At 72.2% G+C, this 20,878-nt stretch carries 23 protein-coding genes; 10 read left to right on the forward strand and 13 right to left on the reverse strand.

Features of this window, described 5'->3' with window-relative positions:
* Positions 1 to 801: 801 nt before the first annotated feature.
* Genes NH602_RS04955 through dxr form a run of 3 tightly spaced genes read right to left on the reverse strand, consistent with a single transcriptional unit; the run spans position 802 to position 3,751 of the window.
* Positions 802 to 1,293 (reverse strand): hypothetical protein, encoded by a 492-nt coding sequence (locus NH602_RS04955; protein ID WP_253067143.1) that lies wholly within the window; start codon positions 1,291 to 1,293, stop codon positions 802 to 804.
* Positions 1,290 to 2,609, reverse strand: a complete 1,320-nt coding sequence (locus tag NH602_RS04960; protein ID WP_253067144.1) for a site-2 protease family protein — start codon at positions 2,607 to 2,609, stop codon at positions 1,290 to 1,292. Before NH602_RS04960 ends, NH602_RS04955 begins: the two co-directional genes overlap by 4 nt.
* Positions 2,606 to 3,751, reverse strand: a complete 1,146-nt coding sequence (gene dxr, locus NH602_RS04965; RefSeq protein ID WP_253067145.1) for a 1-deoxy-D-xylulose-5-phosphate reductoisomerase — start codon at positions 3,749 to 3,751, stop codon at positions 2,606 to 2,608. The genes NH602_RS04960 and dxr overlap by 4 nt, the downstream gene beginning before the upstream one ends.
* Positions 3,752 to 3,824: 73 nt before the next feature.
* Between dxr and NH602_RS04970 the strand changes: the two genes are divergently transcribed.
* Genes NH602_RS04970 through NH602_RS04980 form a run of 3 tightly spaced genes read left to right on the forward strand, consistent with a single transcriptional unit; the run spans position 3,825 to position 5,288 of the window.
* Entirely contained in the window at positions 3,825 to 4,112 is a 288-nt protein-coding gene (locus NH602_RS04970; protein ID WP_168172194.1) for a DUF2631 domain-containing protein, read from the forward strand.
* 7 nt (positions 4,113 to 4,119) lie between these two features.
* Complete coding sequence (gene ligD, locus NH602_RS04975; RefSeq protein ID WP_253067146.1) at positions 4,120 to 5,100, forward strand: non-homologous end-joining DNA ligase; 981 nt, start codon at positions 4,120 to 4,122, stop codon at positions 5,098 to 5,100.
* Positions 5,101 to 5,111: 11 nt separating this feature from the next.
* Positions 5,112 to 5,288 (forward strand): hypothetical protein, encoded by a 177-nt coding sequence (locus tag NH602_RS04980; protein WP_161152324.1) that lies wholly within the window; start codon positions 5,112 to 5,114, stop codon positions 5,286 to 5,288.
* Here NH602_RS04980 and mug read toward each other — a convergent pair.
* A complete protein-coding gene (gene mug, locus NH602_RS04985) occupies positions 5,285 to 5,869 on the reverse strand; it encodes a G/U mismatch-specific DNA glycosylase (RefSeq protein ID WP_161152323.1) in 585 nt (194 codons plus the stop codon). The two genes, NH602_RS04980 and mug, sit on opposite strands and share 4 nt — an antisense overlap.
* Before the next feature lie 89 nt (positions 5,870 to 5,958).
* Between mug and NH602_RS04990 the strand changes: the two genes are divergently transcribed.
* Both NH602_RS04990 and NH602_RS04995 read left to right on the forward strand, forming a co-directional pair.
* Positions 5,959 to 7,023 carry an ATP-dependent DNA ligase gene (locus tag NH602_RS04990; RefSeq protein ID WP_179760727.1) on the forward strand — a complete coding sequence of 355 codons (1,065 nt, stop codon included), beginning with the start codon at positions 5,959 to 5,961 and terminating at the stop codon, positions 7,021 to 7,023.
* Between the two features lie 125 nt (positions 7,024 to 7,148).
* Positions 7,149 to 8,015 carry a type IV toxin-antitoxin system AbiEi family antitoxin domain-containing protein gene (locus tag NH602_RS04995; RefSeq protein WP_179760728.1) on the forward strand — a complete coding sequence of 289 codons (867 nt, stop codon included), beginning with the start codon at positions 7,149 to 7,151 and terminating at the stop codon, positions 8,013 to 8,015.
* Positions 8,016 to 8,073: 58 nt separating this feature from the next.
* Here the strand turns inward: NH602_RS04995 and NH602_RS05000 are convergent, their stop codons facing one another.
* A complete protein-coding gene (locus NH602_RS05000) occupies positions 8,074 to 9,066 on the reverse strand; it encodes a LacI family DNA-binding transcriptional regulator (RefSeq protein WP_308292808.1) in 993 nt (330 codons plus the stop codon).
* A gap of 159 nt (positions 9,067 to 9,225) precedes the next feature.
* On the opposite strand from NH602_RS05000, the gene NH602_RS05005 reads away from it, so the two are divergent.
* The 4 genes from NH602_RS05005 to NH602_RS05020 are packed head-to-tail and all read left to right on the forward strand — an operon-like array spanning position 9,226 to position 13,579.
* Positions 9,226 to 10,623, forward strand: coding sequence for an extracellular solute-binding protein (locus tag NH602_RS05005; protein ID WP_253067147.1), 1,398 nt, complete (start codon positions 9,226 to 9,228; stop codon positions 10,621 to 10,623).
* Positions 10,620 to 11,558: a carbohydrate ABC transporter permease gene (locus NH602_RS05010; RefSeq protein ID WP_073578165.1), complete on the forward strand. Its 939-nt coding sequence runs from the start codon at positions 10,620 to 10,622 to the stop codon at positions 11,556 to 11,558. Before NH602_RS05005 ends, NH602_RS05010 begins: the two co-directional genes overlap by 4 nt.
* Entirely contained in the window at positions 11,558 to 12,424 is an 867-nt protein-coding gene (locus NH602_RS05015; RefSeq protein WP_218899248.1) for a carbohydrate ABC transporter permease, read from the forward strand. The genes NH602_RS05010 and NH602_RS05015 overlap by 1 nt, the downstream gene beginning before the upstream one ends.
* 30 nt (positions 12,425 to 12,454) lie before the next feature.
* Positions 12,455 to 13,579, forward strand: coding sequence for an ABC transporter ATP-binding protein (locus tag NH602_RS05020; protein ID WP_073578167.1), 1,125 nt, complete (start codon positions 12,455 to 12,457; stop codon positions 13,577 to 13,579).
* Positions 13,580 to 13,666: 87 nt separating this feature from the next.
* Here NH602_RS05020 and rlmN read toward each other — a convergent pair whose 3' ends face one another.
* Together rlmN and NH602_RS05030 are read right to left on the reverse strand one after the other, a co-directional pair.
* On the reverse strand, positions 13,667 to 14,776 hold the full coding sequence (rlmN, locus tag NH602_RS05025; protein ID WP_062401040.1) for a 23S rRNA (adenine(2503)-C(2))-methyltransferase RlmN: 1,110 nt from the start codon (positions 14,774 to 14,776) through the stop codon (positions 13,667 to 13,669).
* Between the two features lie 31 nt (positions 14,777 to 14,807).
* Entirely contained in the window at positions 14,808 to 15,386 is a 579-nt protein-coding gene (locus tag NH602_RS05030; RefSeq protein ID WP_073578168.1) for a hypothetical protein, read from the reverse strand.
* Between the two features lie 171 nt (positions 15,387 to 15,557).
* Here NH602_RS05030 and NH602_RS05035 point away from each other — a divergent pair, with 171 nt between their 5' ends.
* Complete coding sequence (locus NH602_RS05035; protein WP_253067148.1) at positions 15,558 to 16,040, forward strand: Rieske (2Fe-2S) protein; 483 nt, start codon at positions 15,558 to 15,560, stop codon at positions 16,038 to 16,040.
* A 22-nt stretch (positions 16,041 to 16,062) separates the two neighbouring features.
* Here the strand turns inward: NH602_RS05035 and NH602_RS05040 are convergent, their stop codons facing one another.
* The 6 genes from NH602_RS05040 to NH602_RS05065 all read right to left on the reverse strand — a co-directional run bounded on the left by NH602_RS05040 (position 16,063) and on the right by NH602_RS05065 (position 20,784).
* Positions 16,063 to 16,815 (reverse strand): class I SAM-dependent methyltransferase, encoded by a 753-nt coding sequence (locus NH602_RS05040; protein ID WP_253067149.1) that lies wholly within the window; start codon positions 16,813 to 16,815, stop codon positions 16,063 to 16,065.
* On the reverse strand, positions 16,812 to 17,738 hold the full coding sequence (locus NH602_RS05045) for a phosphatidate cytidylyltransferase (protein WP_083659095.1): 927 nt from the start codon (positions 17,736 to 17,738) through the stop codon (positions 16,812 to 16,814). Before NH602_RS05045 ends, NH602_RS05040 begins: the two co-directional genes overlap by 4 nt.
* 5 nt (positions 17,739 to 17,743) lie before the next feature.
* Positions 17,744 to 18,301 (reverse strand): ribosome recycling factor, encoded by a 558-nt coding sequence (frr, locus tag NH602_RS05050; RefSeq protein ID WP_020622047.1) that lies wholly within the window; start codon positions 18,299 to 18,301, stop codon positions 17,744 to 17,746.
* A 101-nt stretch (positions 18,302 to 18,402) separates the two neighbouring features.
* A complete protein-coding gene (gene tsf, locus NH602_RS05055; protein WP_073578170.1) occupies positions 18,403 to 19,218 on the reverse strand; it encodes a translation elongation factor Ts in 816 nt (271 codons plus the stop codon).
* Between the two features lie 94 nt (positions 19,219 to 19,312).
* Entirely contained in the window at positions 19,313 to 20,176 is an 864-nt protein-coding gene (gene rpsB / locus NH602_RS05060; protein WP_100879986.1) for a 30S ribosomal protein S2, read from the reverse strand.
* Between the two features lie 416 nt (positions 20,177 to 20,592).
* Complete coding sequence (locus tag NH602_RS05065) at positions 20,593 to 20,784, reverse strand: hypothetical protein (RefSeq protein WP_253067150.1); 192 nt, start codon at positions 20,782 to 20,784, stop codon at positions 20,593 to 20,595.
* Positions 20,785 to 20,878 lie beyond the last annotated feature (94 nt).

Here is a 20,878-nt window from a genome sequence, read left to right on the forward strand (position 1 = left end):
ACCCGGTGAGCAGGGGCACTTCGCGCCGCGATGCCTTCGTGCTGGGTCGCCTCTCTCCCGCGCCACCATCGGGTGAGGTCAACCCGCTTCGTTGCTTCTGTCGACACGGTCAATCAAAATGCAATCGGCGACGAGAGGAGCCTTGACCTGCAAGCGGATTACAGTCGCGTCTCTGAGCGCCCTGGGTGGCCTCACGCTATTCACAGTCGCTCCCACGCACCGAAACACGGCGCTTGAGGCGACCTCCGTTACCCACTTCACGGTCCAAGCCGTCAACGACTCCGAAGTTCGGCGCGGGATCGCGATGTTCGACGACTTGATTACTCAATCTTTCGCTGTATGTCGTAAGATAACCGTGCAATCGGCACCTGTGACTGGCAAGAAGTACAACAATTGACCGTCGGTGAGCGTTAACGTTTACTGCGACAGTGGACTTGAATGCCACGTGATCGTCAGGAACGGAAGGGCCTTACACGGTCCGCACGCACGAGTTCCACAGTCCCCACCCACGGCACGAGCTTAGGCAGTTCGATGGAAGAGATCGATCACGAAATTCTTGACCTTCTCAGGATGGGCCCAGAAGACCCTGCACAACTGACAGACATGCTCGATGACGAGATGCGAGCGCTTGTGGGCACGACGTATGGATCCCCGCTAGAAGGCGTCCGGGTAAGGCTGGACCACTTGCGCAACGAGGGTCTAGTCAGGAAGTCCACGAAGTTCGAAGACACCTGGGAGCTTGCGGCATCGCGTTAGGGCGGTCTCTTGCTTCGACACTCTGGGCACACCACACCCCGGAGATCAAGTGCGACCCTGTCGCTCCTGCGCGTCCTGCAGTGTCGACGAGTGCGGCAGCCATGTCGCGAGCTCGACCGGCCACCCGTCGGCCTCCAGCACCCGGACGACGGCGGGGTCGTCGTCGAGGATCATCGCGATCTCCCGCTCGCGGGCGAGCAGCCGCAGGACCTCGCGCTTGACGTAGCGGGCGGGGCGGTGGTCGTCGTCGGGGCGCATGAACAGCGGCCCTGTCGGCAGGCCGAAGCCCCTCAGCCAGGTCTCGGTCAGCCTGCGGTTCCGCTCGGGGCGGCCGGTCAGGTAGACGACGTCGTACTCGTCCTGGGCCGCGCGCAGCCGGTCCGCGCCCTCGTCGAGGAGCGGGTCGGCGTGCGCGGCGGCGAAGAACTTCTCCCACCGGTGCACGTCGAGGTAGTGCAGCCGGTGCGAGACGTCGGCGAGGACACCGTCGATGTCGAAGACGGCCAGCGGGCGTACGCCCTCGGGTGCTGCGCTCACCCGAACAGCCGCACCGGGTTGACGATGTCGGCGATCGCCACGATCACCGAGAACCCCAGGAAGACGACGATGAACACGTAGGCGACCGGGAGCAGCTTGGCCGCGTCGACCGGGCCGGGGTCGGGGCGTCCGAGCAGCTTCGCGGTGTTGCGCTTGATCGCCTCCCAGATCGCCGGGACGATCTGACCACCGTCCAGCGGCGGAACCGGGAGCAGGTTGAGGAAGAACAGTGAGAGGTTCACCGCGGCGAGCATGTTCAGGAACAGCGCGACGTCCTGCTGCCAGGGAACGTCCTGCTGGGCGAGGATCTCCCCACCGATCCGGGAGACCCCGACGACGCCCATCGGGCTGTCCTCGCCCCGCTCCTCCCCGAGGAAGGCCGCGCCGAACAGCGCCGGGATGCGGGCCGGGATCTGGGTGATCGCCTGCGCGGTGCGGACGACGCCGTCGCCGATCTGGGTGACCGTCTCCCCCGCCGTCAGCGGCTGGTAGCTGGTGTTCAGCAGGACGCCGAGGTAGCCCGCGGTGACCGTGGCCCCGGGTTCGGAGGAGTTGCGGTCGGGCAGGACGTTCGGGATGACGTCCACCGTCAGCGGGATCCGCTGACCGGCACGCTCGACGACGATCGGGGTCGGCCCCGACGACGCGCGGATCGCGTCCTGCACCGCCATGCCGTCGTCCGGCCCGAACTGCTGCCCGCCGACCTCGACGATGCGGTCGTCGGGCTGGACACCCGCGGCCAGCGCGGGCGCCAGCGGCGCCCCGGCCGGGCACTTCTCCGGGGCCTGGCCCTGCACCGCCACTGCCGGGAGCACGCACTCCTCGAGCGCGGCGATCTGGGTGGTCGGCGCGACCATGCCGACGCCCATGAACGTCACGAAGAACAGCGCGATCGCCAGGATCAGGTTCATGAACGGCCCGGCGAACATGACGACGATCCGCTTCCACGGCGACCGGGTCCAGAACTGCCGGTCCGCGTCCTGCGGGAGCACGTCGGCCTGGCTCTGGCGCCGCGCGTCGTCCATCAGCCCCTGGAAGGGACCGGTGCGACGGCTGCGGCCCAGCGTCCCGCCCTTCGCGGGGGGCAGCATGCCGATCATCCGTACATAGCCGCCCAGCGGGATCATCTTGATGCCGTACTCGGTCTCGCCGCGGCGGACCGACCACAGGGTGCGACCGAAGCCGACCATGAACTCCGGGACCTTGATCCCGAACCAGCGGGCCGTGGTGAAGTGCCCGAGCTCGTGCCAGGCGATCGACAGCAGCAGCCCGAAGAAGAAGATCGCGATACCGACGACCGTCCAGACGATGGTCACGTTCCCGCCTTCTCGCGCGCGTGGGCGCGGGCCCAGGTCTCGGCAGCCAGCACGTCCTCCACGGTAGCCGGGTCACCCGTCCAGGCGTCGGCCGCCTCCAGCACCCCGCCGAGGAGGTCGGTGACGTCGGTGTAGCCGATCGCCCCGGCGACGAACGCCTCGACGAGCTCCTCGTTGGCCGCGTTGAGCACCGCGGGCAGGCAGCCGCCCGTCGTCCCGGCGGCGCGGGCCAGCCGCACACCGGGGAACGCGTCGTCGTCGAGGGGCTCGAAGGTCCAGCTCTGCGCGGTGTCCCAGCGGCACGGCGCCGAGGCGCCGGCAATGCGGTCCGGCCAGCCGAGCGCCAGCGCGATCGGCAGCCGCATGTCCGGCGGCGACGCCTGCGCGATCGTCGAGCCGTCGGCGAAGGTGACCATCGAGTGCACGATCGACTGCGGGTGCACGGTGACGTCGATGCGGTCGTAGGGCACCCCGAACAGCAGGTGCGCCTCGATCACCTCGAGGCCCTTGTTCACCAGCGTCGCCGAGTTGATGGTGATGACCGGGCCCATGTCCCAGGTCGGGTGCTTCAGGGCCTGCTCGACGGTCACGTCCCGCAGCGACGCGCGCGACCGGCCGCGGAACGGGCCGCCCGAGGCGGTGAGGACCAGCCGGTCGACCTCGGACCCCCGCCCGCCGCGCAGGCACTGCGCGAGCGCGGAGTGCTCGGAGTCGACCGGCACGATCTGCCCCGGCGCGGCCGCCGCCGACACCAGCGGACCACCCGCGACCAGCGACTCCTTGTTCGCCAGCGCGAGCCGGGCACCGGTGGCGAGCGCGGCCAGGGTCGGGCCGAGGCCGCGGGAGCCGGTGATGCCGTTCAGGACGATGTCGGCGCCGCACGCGGTGACCAGCTCGGTCGCGGCGTCCGGGCCGTCGAGCACCTCGACGCCGGGCAGCTCCTCCCGCAGCCGCGCCGCCGCCGCGGCGGACGCGACCGCGACCCGCCCGACCCGGTGCGTGCGGACCTGGGACACCAGCAGGTCCACGTCCGATCCGCCCGCGGCCAGCCCGGACACCGTGAACCCGCCGGCGCGGGTGATCACGTCCAGGGCCTGGGTGCCGATCGACCCGGTGCTGCCCAACACGACGAGTGACTTCATCACCGCACATCATCCTCGGCCCGCGAGCTGTGCGACGATGACCCCGCACGGAGCCGGAGCAGGAGGACACACGGTGGCCAGCAAGGCAGTGGCGCACAGCGCAACGACCAGCAAGACCCGCGAGATCGCGGTCGCGTCCGGGGTCGACCCGGCCGACGAGCCGTCGGTCGACTGGGGCTGGCACCAGAACTTCCCCAAGGGTCTGCCGATCGCGGCCGCCGTCACCGGCATCGTGCTGCTGCTGTTCACCATCGGGCACCCGGTGAGCTGGACCGAGTTCCTGTTCTCGGCCGTGCCCGCTGCCGTCTGCCTGATCGGCGCGGTCGCGTACCCGGTCTACCGGCGGCGTCGCCGGCTCTGAGCCACGGGTGGCCGCGCGCGGGGCGGGTGAGCCGGTCGAGCTGACGATCGGCGACCGCGTGGTGCGGCTGTCCAGCCCCGACCGCGTCTACTTCCCGGAGCGGGGCGAGACCAAGCGGGACCTCGCCGACTACTACACCGCCGTCGGCGACGGCGTCGTCCGCGCGCTGCGCGACCGGCCGTGCATGCTGCACCGCTTCCCCACCGGCGTCACCGGGGAGAAGGTGCACCAGAAGCGGCTGCCGCGCGGCGCCCCCGACTGGGTCCGCACCGTCCGCGTGACCTTCCCGCGGTACAACCGCACCGCCGACGAGCTGTGCGTCGCCCACCCGGCCGACGTCGTCTGGGCGGTGCAGATGTCCACCGTCGAGTTCCACCCCTGGAACTCCCGCGCCGCCGACGTCGAGTCCCCCGACGAGTGGCGCATCGACCTGGACCCGATGCCCGACGCGTCCTGGGCCGATGTCCGCCGCGTCGCCGGCGTGGTGCACGAGGTGCTCGACGAGCTGGGCGCGACCGGGTTCCCGAAGACCTCCGGCGGCTCCGGACTGCACGTCTACGTGCGCATCCCGCCGGACCACGGCTTCGCCGACGTCCGCCGCGCCGCGCACGCGTTCGCCCGCGAGGTGGAGCGTCGCTGCGACCGCGTCGACCTGTCCTGGTGGCGCAAGGACCGCGACCCGTCGACGGTCTTCGTCGACTACAACCAGAACGCCCGCGACCACACGATCGCCTGCGCCTACTCGGTGCGCGGCACCCCCGACGCGCGGGTGTCGGCCCCGGTGGCCTGGGACGAGATCGACGACTGCGAGCCCCGGGACTTCACGATCGCCACCGTCCCGGCCCGCTACGCCGAGCTGGGCGACCTGCACGCCGGCATCGACGAGGCCGAGTTCGGCATCGAGCCGCTGCTGGAGTGGGCCGACCGCGACGAGCGCGACGGTGCGGAGACGCCCGATCTGCCCGATCTCGACCGAGACGGCCGCTAGGCTCGGCGCCCATGGACGACGGGCCACGCAAGGACAGGTTGAACCGCCTCGGGTACGGGATCGGCGGTGGTCTCGCCGTCGGGTCCGCCGTGTGGGTGCTGTCCGGCACGTGGTGGTGGCTGCTGGTCTTCCTCGCCGTCGGCCTGGCGCTCGGGCTGTTCCTGCGCGCGACGACCCCGGAGTCCTAGCAGTACACCTGGCCCGGCCCCTGCTCCCGGGCACGGGCCCGCAGCCGCGCGAACTCGGCGACCATCGCCGCGCGCGACCAGTGCGCGTTGAGCCCCGAGGGGTTCGGCAGCACCCAGATCCCGGCCGTCCCCAGCCGGTCGGGCTGCTCCCCCACCGCCGCGTCGCGCCGCCCGAACGCGGTCCGGTACGCCCCGATCCCGACGACGGCCAGCCAGCCCGGCTCCCGCGCCGCGACCAGCGCGCGCAGCCGCTCCCCACCGGCGACGACCTCGTCGTCGGACAGCTCGTCGGCCCGCGCGGTGGCCCGGGGCGCCATGTTCGTGATGCCGAGCCCGAGCCGCGCCAGCTCGCCCTGCTCGGCCGGTGCCAGCAGGCGCGGGGTGAACCCGGACCCGTGCAGCACCGGCCAGAACCGGTTGCCGGGGCGGGCGAAGTGGTGCCCGGTCGCCGCCGACACCAGGCCGGGGTTGATGCCGCAGAACAGGACCCGCAGCGGCGGGTCGCCGGGCCCGGGCAGGACGTCGTCGATCGTCGCGTCCCGCGCCCGCTCCAGCGCCTCCCGGTCGGGCAGTCGTCCCACACCGATCAGTCTGGCGCACCCGGCCGGTCCCCCCTCGGACGGGCGAGCCGGGATGCTCGCGCCGACGATCGGGAGGAGACTCGTCCGCCGTGGACCTGCCCGTGATGCCCCCGGTGAAGCCGATGCTGGCCAAGCCCGCCCCGTCGATCCCCGAGGGCAGGCTCTACGAGCCCAAGTGGGACGGCTTCCGCTCGATCGTCTTCCGCGACGGCGACGAGGTGGAGATCGGCTCCCGCAACGAGAAGCCGATGACCCGCTACTTCCCCGAGGTCGTCGAGGCGGTGAAGGCGCACTTCCCCCCGCGCGCGGTCGTCGACGGGGAGCTCGTCGTCGCCTCCGGGAACGCACTGGACTTCGAGGCGCTCCAGCAGCGGATCCACCCCGCGGCCAGCCGGGTGGCGCTGCTCTCGACCGAGACGCCGGCGTCGTTCGTGGCCTTCGACCTGCTGGCGCTCGGCGACGACGACCTCACCGCGCGCCCGTTCGCCGAGCGCCGCGCGCTGCTGGAGGAGGCGTTCGCCGGCGTCGCCCCGCCGGTACACCTCACCCCGGTCACCGACGACACCGCCACCGCACGCCGCTGGTTCGAGAAGTTCGAGGGCGCCGGGCTCGACGGGCTCATCGCGAAGGACCCGGCCGGGACCTACCAGCCCGACAAGCGCGTCATGACCAAGGTGAAGCACGAGCGGACCGCGGACTGCGTCGTCGCCGGTTACCGGGTGCACAAGTCCGGCCCGGACGCCGTCGGGTCGCTGCTGCTGGGCCTGCACGACGCCCGCGGGGTACTGGTGTCGGTCGGGGTCGTCGGGGCGTTCCCGATGGCGCGGCGCCGCGAGCTCATGACCGAGCTGCAGCCGCTGGTCACCGACTTCGACGACCACCCGTGGGCCTGGGCGAAGCAGCTGGAGGGCGAGCGGACACCGCGCAAGTCCGAGACGAGCCGGTGGAACGCCGGCAAGGACCTGTCCTTCGTCCCGCTGCGCCCGGAGCGGGTGGTCGAGGTCCGCTACGACTACATGGAGGGCGCACGGTTCCGCCACACCACCCAGTTCGTGCGGTGGCGCCCGGACCGCGATCCTGCCTCGTGCACCTACGAGCAGCTGGAGCGCCCGGTGAACTTCGACCTCGCGGAGGTGCTCGCCGGGCGCGGGTGATCCTTCTCCGTGGAACCCGCACCGCCCTGCGAGGGACCCCCGACTCCCCGGAGAAGGATCACGACTGCGAACGGCTCCCCCGCGTTCGCCCGTGGCGCGCGCGGCTCCCGGCCAGGGTGCGCCGCATGGACCTGGACACGGTGCTGCGCGGCCAGGACGGGGTGTTCTCCCGAGGGCAGGCGCTGGCGTGCGGGATCTCGGCGAGGGCACTGCGCGCCCGGGTCATCCGCGGCGCCCTGGTGATCGTCGCACCGGGGGTGTATCGGGCGTCGTCGCACCGGCCCACCGCATGGGGACGGGTGGTGGCCGCCGCGTTGTGGGCCGGGCCGGGCGCCGTCGTCGACGGGCCCGCAGCGGCGTTCCTGCACCGGATGTCGGTGCCCACCACCGCGTTCCCGGTCGTGGGGGTGACCGTGCCCGCGCCCGCGCGGCGCACACCACCGGACGGGATCCGGGTCCGCCGGCGCACCCTGGACGCGGCGGACCGGACGGAACGGCGCGGTGTCGCCGTCACGGCACCGGCCCTGACCGCGCTGGAGACGGCCGTCGCCCTCACCGACGGCACCACCTTCCTCGACCGGGTGCTGCAGCGGGGGTTGCCCTTCCCCGAGCTGCTCGCCGCGTTCCAGCGCGGCGTCGGCGCCCACGGCTGGGCCCGGGCCCGCGAGCTCGTCGTCGAGGCCGCCGACCGGGCCGACTCGCGGGCCGAGCGGCGCCTCGTCGCGCACCTGCGACGGGCGGGGCTCACCGGGTTCGTCCTCGGGTGGCCCTTCGGTCCGTGGCGGGTGGACGTCGCGTTCGTGGCGGAACGGCTCGCGGTGGAGATCGACGGCTGGGCGTTCCACTCGGACCCGGCCCGCTTCCGGGCCGACCGGCGCAAGCAGAACGCACTGGTCGCCGCGGGGTGGACGGTGCTGCGGTTCACCTGGCAGGACGTCCGGGACCGGCCGGGCGACACGGTGGGCCGGATCCGGTCGGCGGCGCTGCGGTGATCCTTCTCCGTGGAGCCCGGTGCACCTTGCGGGACATCGCACGCTCCGCAGTGAAGGATCATGGTCGGCAGCCGCAGGACTCCCGGTGCACGAAGGTCGTCGGCAGCCGCAGCGAGCGCCGTTCCGCGTCGGGCTCTGCCATGCGCCGCAGCAGCAGCCGGACCGCCTCCCGGCCGATCTCGGCGAAGGGCTGCGCGACGACGGTCAGGCGCGGGCTGAACGCGTCGGCCCACGGGAAGTCGTCGAACGCGGCCAGCGCCAGGTCCCCGGGGATGCTCAGCCCCAGGTCGTGGGCCGCCTGGACGGCGCCGATCGTCATCGCGTTGTTGCCCGTGACCAGTGCGGCAGGCCGTCCGGGCGAGGCCAGCAGTTCGCGCACCGCGACGCGGGCGGGCTCGCTGTCCGAACGCCCCTCCACCACCGGTCCTGGCGGGAGGCCGGCCCGGCGCATCCCGAGGCGGTAGCCCTCCAGGCGCTCGACGGTCGTCGACAAACCGGGGAGGCCCATCACGAAGCCGATCCGGTCGTGCCCCGCCCCGGCGAGGTGGGTCACCAGCCCCGCGACGGGCTCCACGTTCTCCGAGCCGACCTCGTCCAGCCGCCCGTCCAGCATCCGGTCGACCAGTACCGTCGGCACGTTCTGCGCGGCGAGCGCCTCCAGGGTCGCGGTGGACCCCCCCGAGGGGGCGAACAGCACGCCGTCCACCCGGCTACGGAGCTGCGCGACGGCCGTCGCCTCGTAGCCCGGGTCGTCGTGCGGGTCGGCGAGCAGCAGGGTGTGTCCGGCCGCGGCGGACTCGTCCTCGATCGCGTGCAGCAGCTCGCCCAGGTACGGGTTGGAGATCGCCGACAGCGCGAGCCCGACGGTCCGGGTGCGCGCGGTCGCGAGCGAGCGTGCGGCGGCGTTGGGCGTGTAGTGCACCTGCGCCATCGCGGCCAGCACCTGCTCGCGGGTGGTCTCCCGAACGGGCCGGGTGCCGTTCAGGACGTGGGACACGGTCGCGGTGGAGACCCCGGCGAGCCGGGCGACCTCGGCCATGGTCGCGATCACGCACCTCCGAGGCGGGTCACGGGTTGGCGACAGCGTACAGGCAACCGGTTGCGCAAGCGGTTGCTCCACGCATACCGTGCACCGGTCATACCGGACGGACGTGTCCCGGACCACACCGTTGCACACCCGTCGGAGCCCTCGACGACGAGGAGAGTGTCCGTGCGCCCGAGAACCAGGTCGCGTCCCGCCGTCCTCACCGCACTGCTGGCGGTCATCGGTCTCGCCCTCACCGGCTGCGCCGGTGCCGGCACGTTCGGCCTGCCCGAGGGTACGCGGATCGTGACGATCGCGATCGTGTCCAACCCGCAGATGGAGGACGCGATCGAGCTGAGCCCGCGGTTCGAGGCCGAGAACCCCGGCATCACCGTGCGCTTCGTGAGCCTGTCGGAGAACGAGGCCCGCGCCAAGATCACTGCATCGGTCGCCACCGGCGGCGACGAGTTCGACGCGGTGATGATCTCGAACTACGAGACCCCGCAGTGGGCCCGCAACGGCTGGCTGGTCGACCTCGACCCGCTGATGGACGCCACTCCCGGCTACGACCGGGACGACTTCACCCCGACCATCCGCGGCGCGCTCTCCGGCCCGGACGGACACATGTACTCGGTGCCGTTCTACGGCGAGTCGGCGTTCCTGATGTACCGCAAGGACCTGTTCGAGCAGGCAGGGTTGACCATGCCCGCGAAGCCGACCTGGGACCAGGTGGCGCAGTTCGCCGACCGTCTCACCGACCGCGAACAGGGCCGCGGCGGCATCTGCCTGCGCGGCAAGCCCGGCTGGGGCGAGGTCATGGCCCCGGTCGACGCGATGATCAACTCCTACGGCGGCCGCTGGTTCGACCAGGACTGGAACGCCCAGCTGACCTCACCCGAGGTGCGGAAGGCGGTCAACTTCTACGTCGACCTCGTCCGCCGCGACGGCCAGGCCGGCGCCGCGGGCTCCGGGTTCTCCGAGTGCGGCAACCAGTTCAGCCAGGGCAACACCGCGATGTGGTTCGACGCCACCGTCGCCGCGGGTCTGCTGGAGGACCCGGCCCAGTCCAACGTCGCCGGGAAGGTCGGCTACGCCCCGGCACCCACCGGCGTCGACGGCCTGTCCTCGGGCTGGCTGTACTCGTGGGCGCTGGCCATCCCCCGCACCACCGCGGAGAAGGGCCCCGAGCAGGTCGACGCGACCTGGAAGTTCCTGTCCTGGATGACCTCGAAGCCGTACCAGACGATGGTCGGCGAGGAACTCGGCTGGACCTCCGTCCCGCCCGGCGCACGCCAGTCGACCTACGAGATCCCCGAGTACGTCGCCGCCTCGCAGGCCTACGCGCCGCAGACCATCGCGGCGATCAACGCCGCGAACCAGGACCGGCCGACCCGCGACCCCGTCCCGTACACCGGGCTGCAGTTCGTCGGGATCCCCGAGTTCCAGGACCTGGGGACCCGGGTCAGCCAGCAGATCTCCGCGGCCATCGCCGGGCAGCAGACCGCTGACGAGGCCCTCGACCAGGCCCAGCAGTACGCCGAGACCGTCGGCGAGTCCTACCAGCAGAGCGGGGGCGACCGGTGACGACCACAGAGGCACCACCGCAGGCGGCACCGGAACGGCAGACCTCACCGGCCGCGGAGCGTCGCGACGGCTGGATCCGCCGGGCACCGCTGCTGCCCGCGCTGATCTTCACGATCATCGTCACGCAGCTGCCGTTCCTGGTGACGATCTGGTACTCGCTGCAGTCCTGGAACCTGGTGCGCCCCGGCAGCCAGCGCTTCGTCGGGCTGGAGAACTACGCGACGGTGTTCACCGACTCGCAGTTCCGCGGCGTCGCGCTGAACTCGATCCTGCTCACCCTGGGCGCGGTCGCGATCGCGATGGTGCTCGGGCTGCTGATCGCGCTGCTGCTCAACCGCGCGTTCCTCGGCCGCGGCATCGTCCGGACGCTGATCATCACGCCGTTCCTGATCACCCCGGTCGCCGGTGCGCTGCTGTGGAAGTCGGTGCTGTTCGACCCCACCTACGGCTTGGTGAACTTCCTGCTCTCGCCGTTCGGCGCCGGGCAGACCGACTGGGTGTCCACCTTCCCGCGGGCCGCGGTGATCGTCGCGCTGGTGTGGCAGTGGACGCCGTTCATGATGCTGCTGATCCTCGCCGGGCTCGGCTCCCAGCCGCAGGAGGTCCTCGAGGCCGCCCGGATGGACGGGGCGACCGGGTTCGCGGTGTTCCGCGAGGTGACGCTGCCGCACCTGCAGCGGTTCATCGAGCTCGGTGTCGTGCTCGGCGCGATCTACCTGGTCAACACGTTCGACACGATCTACATGATGACCCAGGGCGGTCCGGGTACGGCGTCGGCGAACCTGCCGTTCTACATCTACCAGCGGGCGTTCCTGGGCTTCGACATCGGCGAGTCCGCCGCGATGGGCGTGGTCACCGTGGTGGCGACGATCATCGTCGCCACCCTGGCGCTGCGCCTGATCTTCCGCAGCTTCTCCGCCGCCGAGGAGGCGTGATGACCGCAGTCGCCGAACGGAACTCCACCCCCGCGACGACGACGCCGCGGAAGGCCCCGCGCGGAGCCGGGCCGCTGCTGAGCGTGCTGGCCTGGATCGTCGGGCTCGGGTTCTTCTTCCCCGTGCTGTGGATGGTGATGACCGCCTTCAAGACCGAGGCGCAGGCCGTCACGATCCCGCCGACGGTGTTCTTCGTCCCCACGTTCGACAACTTCGCCGAGGTGTTCGGCGGCGGGGTCGGGCCCTACCTGCTCAACTCGCTGTTCGCGACGGTCGCCTCGACGGTCCTGGTGCTCCTGCTGGGCACCCCGGCCGCGTTCGCGCTGTCGCTGCGGCCGGTGAAGAAGACCCAGGACGTGCTGTTCTTCTTCATCTCGACCAAGATGCTGCCGGTCGTCGCGGCGATCGTGCCGATCTACGTCGTCGTGAACTACCTGGGCGCCCTGGACAACATCTGGACGCTCGTCGTGCTCTACACGGCGATGAACCTGCCGATCGCGGTGTGGATGATGCGGTCGTTCTTCCTGGAGGTCCCCAAGGAACTCCTGGAGGCCGCGAGCATGGACGGGGCGTCGCTGTGGCGCTCGCTGCGCGAGGTCGTGCTGCCGATCATCTCGCCCGGCATGGCCGCCACCGCGCTGATCTGCATGATCTTCGCCTGGAACGAGTTCTTCTTCGCGGTGAACCTGACCGCCTCGCGGGCCGCGACCGTGCCCGTGTACCTCGTCGGGTTCATCACCTCCGAGGGCCTGTACTTCGCCAGTCTCTGCGCGGCAGCCACCGTGGCCGCGCTGCCCGTCGTCATCGCCGGCTGGATCGCCCAGAACAAGCTGGTCCAGGGCCTGTCCTTCGGGGCCGTCAAGTGATCGTGTTCGTGAACAGGATGGGAGCCCGCCGTGGCTGACGTGGTGTTCGACCAGGCATCTCGGATCTACACCCCCGGAGCCAAGCCGGCCGTCGACCGGCTGGACCTGACGATCGAGGACGGCGAGTTCGTCGTGCTCGTCGGGCCGTCCGGATCGGGCAAGTCGACGGCGCTGCGGATGCTCGCGGGCCTCGAGGAGATCGACAGCGGCTCGATCCGGATCGACGGCGAGAACATGGTCGGGGTCGCCTCCCGCGACCGGGACATCGCCATGGTGTTCCAGAACTACGCGCTCTACCCGAACAAGACCGTCGGGGAGAACATGGCGTTCCCGCTGAAGATGGCCGGGATCGACAAGGCCGAGCGGGCGGTCAAGGTCAAGGAGGCCGCCGAGATCCTCGGCCTGACCGACTACCTCGACCGCAAGCCGCGCGCGCTGTCCGGCGGCCAGCGTCAGCGCGTCGCGATGGGCCGGGCGATCGTGCGCGAGCCGCGGGTCTTCCTGATGGACGAGCCGCTGTCGAACCTCGACGCGAAGATGCGGGTGCAGACCCGCACCGAGATCGCGGCACTGCAGCGACGTCTGGGCGTCACCACCGTCTACGTCACCCACGACCAGGTCGAGGCCATGACGATGGGCGACCGGGTCGCGTTGCTCGCCGACGGGAAGCTGCAGCAGTTCGCCAGCCCGGCCGACCTGTACGACCGGCCGCAGAACGCGTTCGTCGCCGGGTTCATCGGTTCGCCGGCGATGAACCTGTTCACCGCGAAGGTGACCGAGCGCGGGGTGACCCTCGCCGGGCGGGAGGTCGCGCTGCCCCAGGACGTCCGGTCGACGATCGGGGCGCACCAGCTCACCGAGGTGACCCTGGGCATCCGTCCCGAGCAGTGGACGGTCTCCCCCGACGGCGGCGAGGGCATCCCGGCCCGGGTCGACGTCGTCGAGGAGCTCGGGTCCGACGCCTACCTCTACGGCACCCTGGCCGAGTCCTCCGGCGACCTGTCGGCGACGGCGTCGCTGACCGGCTCGCGCGACGACGCCGTCGTCGTGCGGACCGCGGGGCGCACCGGGGCGCGGCGCGGGGACCGAGTCGCGCTGACGCCGTCGGCCGAGGGGCTGCACCTGTTCCACCCGGAGAGCGGCGACCGGCTCTGAGCTGCTCCGCCCGGCGACGCGAGGGGGTCGCCGGGCGGGTCGGCCCGGACGCGACGCGGCGAGCTGCCGAGGGGGTCGCCGGGCGGGTCAGCCCGGATGCGACGCGGCGAGCTGTCCGCAGGCCGCGTCGATCTCCTGGCCGCGGGTGTCGCGGACGGTGCAGGCGACGCCGGCCGCGCGCACCCGGCGCACGAACTCCTCCTCGACGGGTTTCGGCGAGGCGTCCCACTCGCTGCCCGGCGTCGGGTTCAGCGGGATGAGGTTGACGTGCACCCGGGACGTGCCGATGTGCTGCCGCAGGACCTTCGCCAGCATGTCGGCGCGCCACGGCTGATCGTTCACGTCGCGGATCAGCGCGTACTCGATGGAGACGCGGCGGCCGGTCGTGGTCGCATAGCGGCGGCCCGCATCGAGGACCTCGGCCACCTTCCACCGGTTGTTGACCGGTACGAGGGTGTCGCGCAGCTCGTCGTCCGGGCAGTGCAGCGAGATGGCCAGGGTGACCGGGATCCCCTCCTCGCGGAGCCGGTCGATCGCCGGGACGAGCCCGACGGTGGACACGGTGACCCCGCGCGCGGAGATGCCCAGCCCGTCCGGGGCCGGCTCGGTGATCCGGCGGACGGCGGCGACGACCCGCTTGTAGTTGGCGAGCGGCTCGCCCATCCCCATGAACACGACGTTCGACAGCCGGGTCGGCTCGTCCAGCACGCCGTCGCGGGCCTGGGCGGCGGCACGGCGGACCTGGTCGACGATCTCGGCGGTCGACAGGTTGCGCTGCAGGCCGCCCTGGCCGGTGGCGCAGAACGGGCAGGCCATCCCGCAGCCGGCCTGGCTGGAGATGCAGACCGTCGCCCGGTCCGGGTAGCGCATCAGCACGCTCTCGGCGAGCACGCCGTCGTGGCCGCGCCACAGCGTCTTGCGGGTGGCGCCGCCGTCGCAGGCCTTCTCGGTCAGCGGCGTGACCAGCGGCGGGAGCAGCGGGCGCAGCTTCTCCCGGACGTCACCGCCGAGGTCGCTCATGGTGTCGAGGTCGTCGGTGAGACGACCGAACCAGTGGCGGGCCAACTGGTCGAGGCGGAACCGCGGTACGCCGAGCTCCTGGGCGACGGCGGCACGGTCGGCCGGGTCGACGTCGGCGAGGTGGCGGGGCGGAGTACCGCGGCGGGGTGCGTCGAAGACGAGCGGGAGGCTGGACATGGCACCTCCAGTGTGCCAGCCCGGCCGCGGGTCAGCGGATCCCGGGGATGCGCACGTTGTAGCGCCGGGAGAGGTCCTCCAGGATCCCGAGCCTGCGCGCGGCCGCGACCCACAGCACGATCCCGGCGCAGAGCCCGGTCACCGGCACGGCGGACCCGGTCCCCTGCCCCTGGTAGGTCAGGGCCAGGAAGGCGCCGAACGCGGCGACGAGCAGCACCAGGCCGCCGGTCGCGACGAGGCTGCGCTCCTCCAGCACGGTGGACGCCTGGATCAGCAGTACCCCGACGAGGGCGGCGGACAGGGCGGTGGCCAGCTCGCCGTAGTCGACCAGGGACAACAGCGACGGCAGCAGCACGACCCCGGCCACGCCGATCACGATCAGCCGCTGCATCCGCCGCTTCCGCTCGGGGTGCAGGGTCACCGCCATCGCCGCGTTGCGCCGGCGCACGATCCACAGGTACGCGGTCAGGAAGATCCCGAGCGCGACGAGGACGGTGGCGAACCCGTTCCCGAGACCACTCGCACCGACCACCCAGGCCAGCAGGCCCAGGACGATCTCCAGGCTCGGCACGGGAACGCCCAGCGACGGCTGGCGCATCGTGTACGGCATGCATCCACGGTAGCGAGAGCGGCCCGGGACACGGCGCGGGTGTGGCGGAACGACACACCCGTCCTCCCTCGAACCGGACATCATGGGAGGCTCGTCACGTGCCCGGGTCCCCGAGCCCCGGGCCGCCACCACCACACCGCCGGGCCCCGCCCGGCCTCCCCCAGGAGAGCCATGACCCTCCCCACGACGTCCTCCACCGAGCCCGACCCCGCCCCGCGCGCCGGAGGGCCCGCCGTCGGCCGCCGCGCGATGATCGCCGGTGCCGGCGCGGCCGCGATCGGCGCGGTCGCCGCCTGCGGTGGCGGCGGTTCCACCACCACCGCCAACGGCGGGCAGGCCCAGACCGGGGACGCCCCGCAGGGCTCCCCCGGCACCGTCCTCGGCCCGGCGTCCGCGGTGCCGGTCGGCGGCGGCGCGATCTACGCCGACGCGCAGGTCGTCGTCACCCAGCCGCAGCAGGGGACGTTCACCGGGCTGTCCGCGATCTGCCCGCACCAGGGCTGCACCGTCAGCCAGGTCACCGACGGCCAGATCGTCTGCCCGTGCCACAACAGCCGCTTCTCCCTCGACGGCGCCGTCGTCGACGGGCCTGCCCAGCGGCCGCTCGACCCGCGGCAGGTCACCGTCGCGGACGGGTCGATCACCCTGGCCTGAGGCCGCTCCCGGCGCCGCGGGCTCAGGGCGGCAGGACGAGGCCGTCGGCGCGGCGCCGGGTGTGGAGCCGGTAGCCCACGCGCACGGTGCGGTCGGCGACGTCGTCGATCGCCCGGCGCGCGGTGCGGGCGGAGAACTCGATGCGCAGAACCTCCTCCAGGTCCGCGCGGGTGTCGAACCGCCAGGTCGAGACGACCCGGCGCAGCGCGAAGCCGTGGGCGGCGAAGAACCGGTCGACCGCGGGCGGGTCGTAGCGGGGCAGGTCGGCACGCAGCCACGTCCCGTACGGCCGCACCGTGAAATCCAGGTCGACGACGGCGAGCACCCCGCCCGGGCGCAGTACCCGCTCGGCCTCGGCGAGCCCCGGTTCACAGCCCGGCCCGAAGAAGTACGCGGTGCGGGCATGGACCAGGTCCGCGCAGGCGTCGGGCAGCGGGAGCCGCTCGGCGCCCGCGGTGTGCAGGGTGATGCGGTCGTCTCCGGCGACCCGCCGTCGTGCCCGTTCGACCAGAGGCGGGTGCGGCTCGACACCGGTGACGGTGGCGGCCTGCTCGGCGAAACGCGGCAGGTGGAAGCCGTCCCCGCAGCCGACGTCGACGACGTCGGCCCCCGCCCAGCCGCCGGTCTCGGCCCACAGCGCGGCCCAGAGCTCGCCGTCGGCGTCCTGGGCGCGGTTCTCGGTCTCGTAGACCTCGGGCCAGTTCCAGATGTTCGGACTGGGGATGGCCGGGCCGGGCTTCGGCCGGCCGCCGAACCCCTGGTAGGTGCGCTTCACGCGATCGGGACGACGATCCCGAGGATCGCCCAGGCGACGAACGCGGTCGGCAGCAGCGAGTCCAGGCGGTCCATCAGACCGCCGTGCCCGGGCAGCAGGTGTCCCATGTCCTTGACGCCGATGTCGCGCTTCACCAGCGACTCGACGAGGTCGCCCAGCGTCGCGGTGGCGACCAGCAGCGCCCCGACGAGCGAGCCCCAGTACCAGGCCGTGCCGAGCAGCAGCGCGGCGCAGAGCGAGCCGACGAGCATGCCGGCGACCATCGAGCCCGCGAAGCCCTCCCAGGACTTCTTCGGGCTGATCGTGGGGGCCATCGGGTGCCGGCCCGCGACGACGCCCGCCGCGTACCCGCCGACGTCGGAGGCGACCACGCAGAGCAGGAATGTGAGGACCCGGCCCACGCCGTCCGGGGCGACGGTCAACTGCACGGCGAAGGCCACGAGCAGCGGGACGTAGACGGCCACGAACAGCGACGCGCTGATGTCGCGCACGAAGTGGGCGGCGCCGCTGCGCATCCGCCACAGCAGGCAGCCCAGCACGGTCGCGGCGAGGGCGATCGCGGCGCCCCGCAGGCCGAACGGCCAGGACAGCCAGACGACGGCCTGGCCGCCGACCAGCAGGACGGGCAGCGACACCCGGATGTCGGCGCCGCGACGCAGCGCACCCGCGAGTTCCCAGGTGCCGACCGCGGTGACGCCGGCCAGGACCAGCACGAAGCCCTGCCGCTCGATCAGCAGGCTCACCAGAATGACGACGCCGAGCCCGACGCCGACGGCGATCGCGGCCACCAGGTTGCGCCCGATCCGGGAGCGCTTGTAGCCCCTCTGCCCACGGACCGGCTTCGGCTCGACCGGCACGCCGGCCGGACCGTCACCGGGGAGGTCGGAGGTCACGGGGACGGCGGCGTCGGAGGAGGAGGGCACCGGGCTCAGACCTCGAGGAGCTCGGATTCCTTGTTCTTGACCAGCTCGTCGATCTGCGCGACGTAGCGGTCCGTGACGCCCTGCAGCTCCTTCTCGGCGCGGGCGACCTCGTCCTCGCCGGCCTCACCGTCACGCTGGATGCGGTGCAGCTCGTCCATCGCCTTGCGGCGCAGGCCGCGGAGCACGACGCGCGCGTCCTCGCCCTTGCCGCGGGCGACCTTGACCATGTCCCGGCGCCGCTCCTCGGAGAGCTGCGGGATGATCACGCGGATGATCTGACCGTCGTTGGACGGGTTGACCCCGAGGTCCGAGTCGGCGATCGCCTTCTCGAGCTGCTTGAGCTGGCTGGCGTCGTAGGGCTTGATGACCGCCATCCGCGCCTCGGGGATCGACACCGAGGCGAGCTGGTTCAGCGGGGTCCACGCGCCGTAGTAGTCCACGACGATCCGGGAGAACATGTTCGGAGTGGCCCGGCCGGTTCGCACCGACGCCAGATCGTCACGGGCGACCGTGACGGCCTTCTCCATCTTCTCCTCGACGTCGAAGAGGGTTTCCTCGATCACGGTTGCATCCCCCGGCCTGGTCGTACTCGCTGGCGGTCACGATCCTCTCACCCTCCGCCCGGGCGGTGCGCGGAGCACCACCCGGGCGGGGGCGAGAAGGATCAGTTCTGGCCGACCTCGAAGCGCACGAAGTCGTTGATGGTCAGACCCGCCTCGTCGGCGACGGCCTTGACCGACTTCTTCGGGTCGACGACGGAGGCCTGCTCCAGGAGCACGACGTCCTTGTAGTAGCCGTTGACCCGGCCCTCGACGATGCGGGGCAGGACCTGCTCGGGCTTACCCTCCTCGCGGGCGGTCGCCTCCGCGATCTTCTTCTCGTTCTCGACGATCTCGGCGGGGACCTGCTCGCGGGTCAGGTACTCCGGCCGGGCCGCCGCGACCTGCATCGCGAGACCGCGGGCGGCCTCGGCGTCGCCGCCCTCGTAGGCGAGCAGGACGCCGATCTGCGGGGGCAGGTCGGTGGCGCGCTTGTGCAGGTAGACGGCCGCCTGGCCGTCGACCCGGGCGTAGCGCTTCAGCTCGAACTTCTCGCCGATGCGGGCGGACAGGGCCTGCACGGCCTCGCCCACGGTGCCGTCCTCGAGCTTGGTCTCGCGCAGCGCGTCGAGGTCGGCCGGCTTCTCGGCGACCGCGGCGGCCAGGATCTTCTCGGCCAGCGCGATGAAGTCGTCGGACTTGGCGACGAAGTCGGTCTCGCAGTCCAGCTCGACCAGGGTGCCGCCGTCGGCGACGACCAGGCCGTTGGCGGTGGCGCGCTCGGCGCGCTTGCCGACGTCCTTCGCGCCCTTGATGCGGAGCAGCTCGACGGCCTTGTCGAAGTCGCCGTCGGACTCCTCGAGCGCCTTCTTGCAGTCCATCATCCCGGAGCCGGTGAGCTCACGGAGCCGCTTGACGTCGGCGGCGGTGTAGTTCGCCATCGGGTGTCTCTCGTCCTCTGGGTCGTGACGGGAAGGGGGTCACCGGGTCGCACCCGGCGGGCCCGCGGTGTCCGGGCCCGCCGGGTGCGCGCACTCAGTTCTGGGTGCCGTTGCTGGTGGACGCGGGGGCGGTCGCGGCCGCCGCACCGTCGCCACCGGCGGCGGAGAGGCTGGCACCGTCGGAGCCGACCTCGTTGCCCGCCAGGACGTCCTGCTCCCACTCCGGGAGCGGCTGCTCCGTGGCGGCCTCGCCGCCCTCGCCCCGGCGCTGGCCACGGGAGACCAGTCCGTCGGCGGCGGCCTTGGCGATGACCTTGGTCAGCAGCGCGGCCGAGCGGATCGCGTCGTCGTTGCCCGGGATCGGGAAGTCGACCTCGTCCGGGTCGCAGTTGGTGTCCAGGATGGAGACGACCGGGATCTTGAGCTTCCGGGCCTCGCCGACGGCGATGTGCTCCTTCTTGGTGTCCACGATCCAGACGGCGGACGGGACCTTGGACATGTCGCGAATACCGCCGAGGGTCTTCTCGAGCTTGTCCTTCTCACGGGTCAGCGTGAGGATCTCGCGCTTGGAGCGGCCCTCGAAGCCACCGTTCTGCTCCATCGCCTCGAGCTCCTTGAGGCGCTGCAGGCGACGGTGGACGGTCTGGAAGTTGGTGAGCATGCCACCCAGCCAACGCTGGTTCACGTACGGCATGTTGACCCGGCCCGCCTCTTCGGCGATGGCCTCCTGGGCCTGCTTCTTGGTGCCGACGAACATGATCGTCCCACCGTGCGCGACGGTCTCGCGCACGAACTCGTAGGCGCGGTCGATGTACGACAGCGTCTGCTGGAGGTCGATGATGTAGATGCCGTTGCGCTCGGTGAGGATGTAGCGCTTCATCTTCGGGTTCCAGCGACGGGTCTGGTGCCCGAAGTGCACGCCGCTGTCGAGCAGCTGCTTCATGGTGACGACGGCCATGGCCTGCGTTCACCTCTCGGTCGGGCGCGGCGGATGCCGCGCAGGCGGTTCGTGGGCCCACCGGTCGGCGGACCACCCTGGCGCCCGCGGCGGAGCCGGACCCGCCCCCCGGGTCGCACGTGCGTGCGACGTCAGATGGCAGGACCGCCCGGCCTCCGCTCCCGACGCCGTACCCTGGGGGAACGGCGCGACGGGCGAGCGGGCGCGCGAAGTCACCACGACGGACGTGGTGCGGCCTCCAGTGTACGCCGGGGCCTTCGGGCCGATCGCGGCGGAGCCCGGTTCCGGCGGCGGTTGTCCACAACCGGCCGGTACGTCCACAGGACGACGGTCCACCCCGGCGACGAGCGGTCGTCGCCGCAGGCTGGACGGGTGCCTCTCCCCTCGCCGTCCGCTCCCCCGTCCCGGGGCCCGTGTCACGCGTCCCTGCCGGGATGGCGGACCGGGCTACGGGCGGGGGCGGTGCTGCTCGCCGTGGTGGTGACCGGAGTGGCGCTCGTGCCGCCGGGGGCGGCGGTCGCCGCACCGGTGGTCCCTTCAGCGGTGGTCACGGCGCCGGCGGTCACGGCGCCGGCGGTCGCGGCGTCGGAGACCGTCGTCCCGACCACGGAGCCACCTCCCGGGGCCGACGGGATCCCGCCTCCGCCCGGCGACGGGCCCGCTCCGGGCGGGCCCCCGGACGGAGCGGGCCCGGCGCCCACG

It is taken from the genome of Pseudonocardia sp. McavD-2-B (assembly GCF_024124365.1).
Classification (GTDB): Bacteria; Actinomycetota; Actinomycetes; order Mycobacteriales; family Pseudonocardiaceae; genus Pseudonocardia; species Pseudonocardia alni.

Bases quoted from the DNA above. Each gene is read 5' to 3' on its own strand.
- NH602_RS05030 (WP_073578168.1), bottom strand. From the start codon at position 15,386: ATGCCGTACACGATGCGCCAGCCGTCGCTGGGCGTTCCCGTGCCGAGC.
- rpsB (WP_100879986.1), bottom strand. From the start codon at position 20,176: ATGGCCGTCGTCACCATGAAGCAGCTGCTCGACAGCGGCGTGCACTTC.
- tsf (WP_073578170.1), bottom strand. From the start codon at position 19,218: ATGGCGAACTACACCGCCGCCGACGTCAAGCGGCTCCGTGAGCTCACC.
- NH602_RS05035 (WP_253067148.1), top strand. From the start codon at position 15,558: ATGACCCTCCCCACGACGTCCTCCACCGAGCCCGACCCCGCCCCGCGC.
- dxr (WP_253067145.1), bottom strand. From the start codon at position 3,751: ATGAAGTCACTCGTCGTGTTGGGCAGCACCGGGTCGATCGGCACCCAG.
- NH602_RS04995 (WP_179760728.1), top strand. From the start codon at position 7,149: ATGGACCTGGACACGGTGCTGCGCGGCCAGGACGGGGTGTTCTCCCGA.
- NH602_RS04980 (WP_161152324.1), top strand. From the start codon at position 5,112: ATGGACGACGGGCCACGCAAGGACAGGTTGAACCGCCTCGGGTACGGG.
- rlmN (WP_062401040.1), bottom strand. From the start codon at position 14,776: ATGTCCAGCCTCCCGCTCGTCTTCGACGCACCCCGCCGCGGTACTCCG.
- NH602_RS05015 (WP_218899248.1), top strand. From the start codon at position 11,558: ATGACCGCAGTCGCCGAACGGAACTCCACCCCCGCGACGACGACGCCG.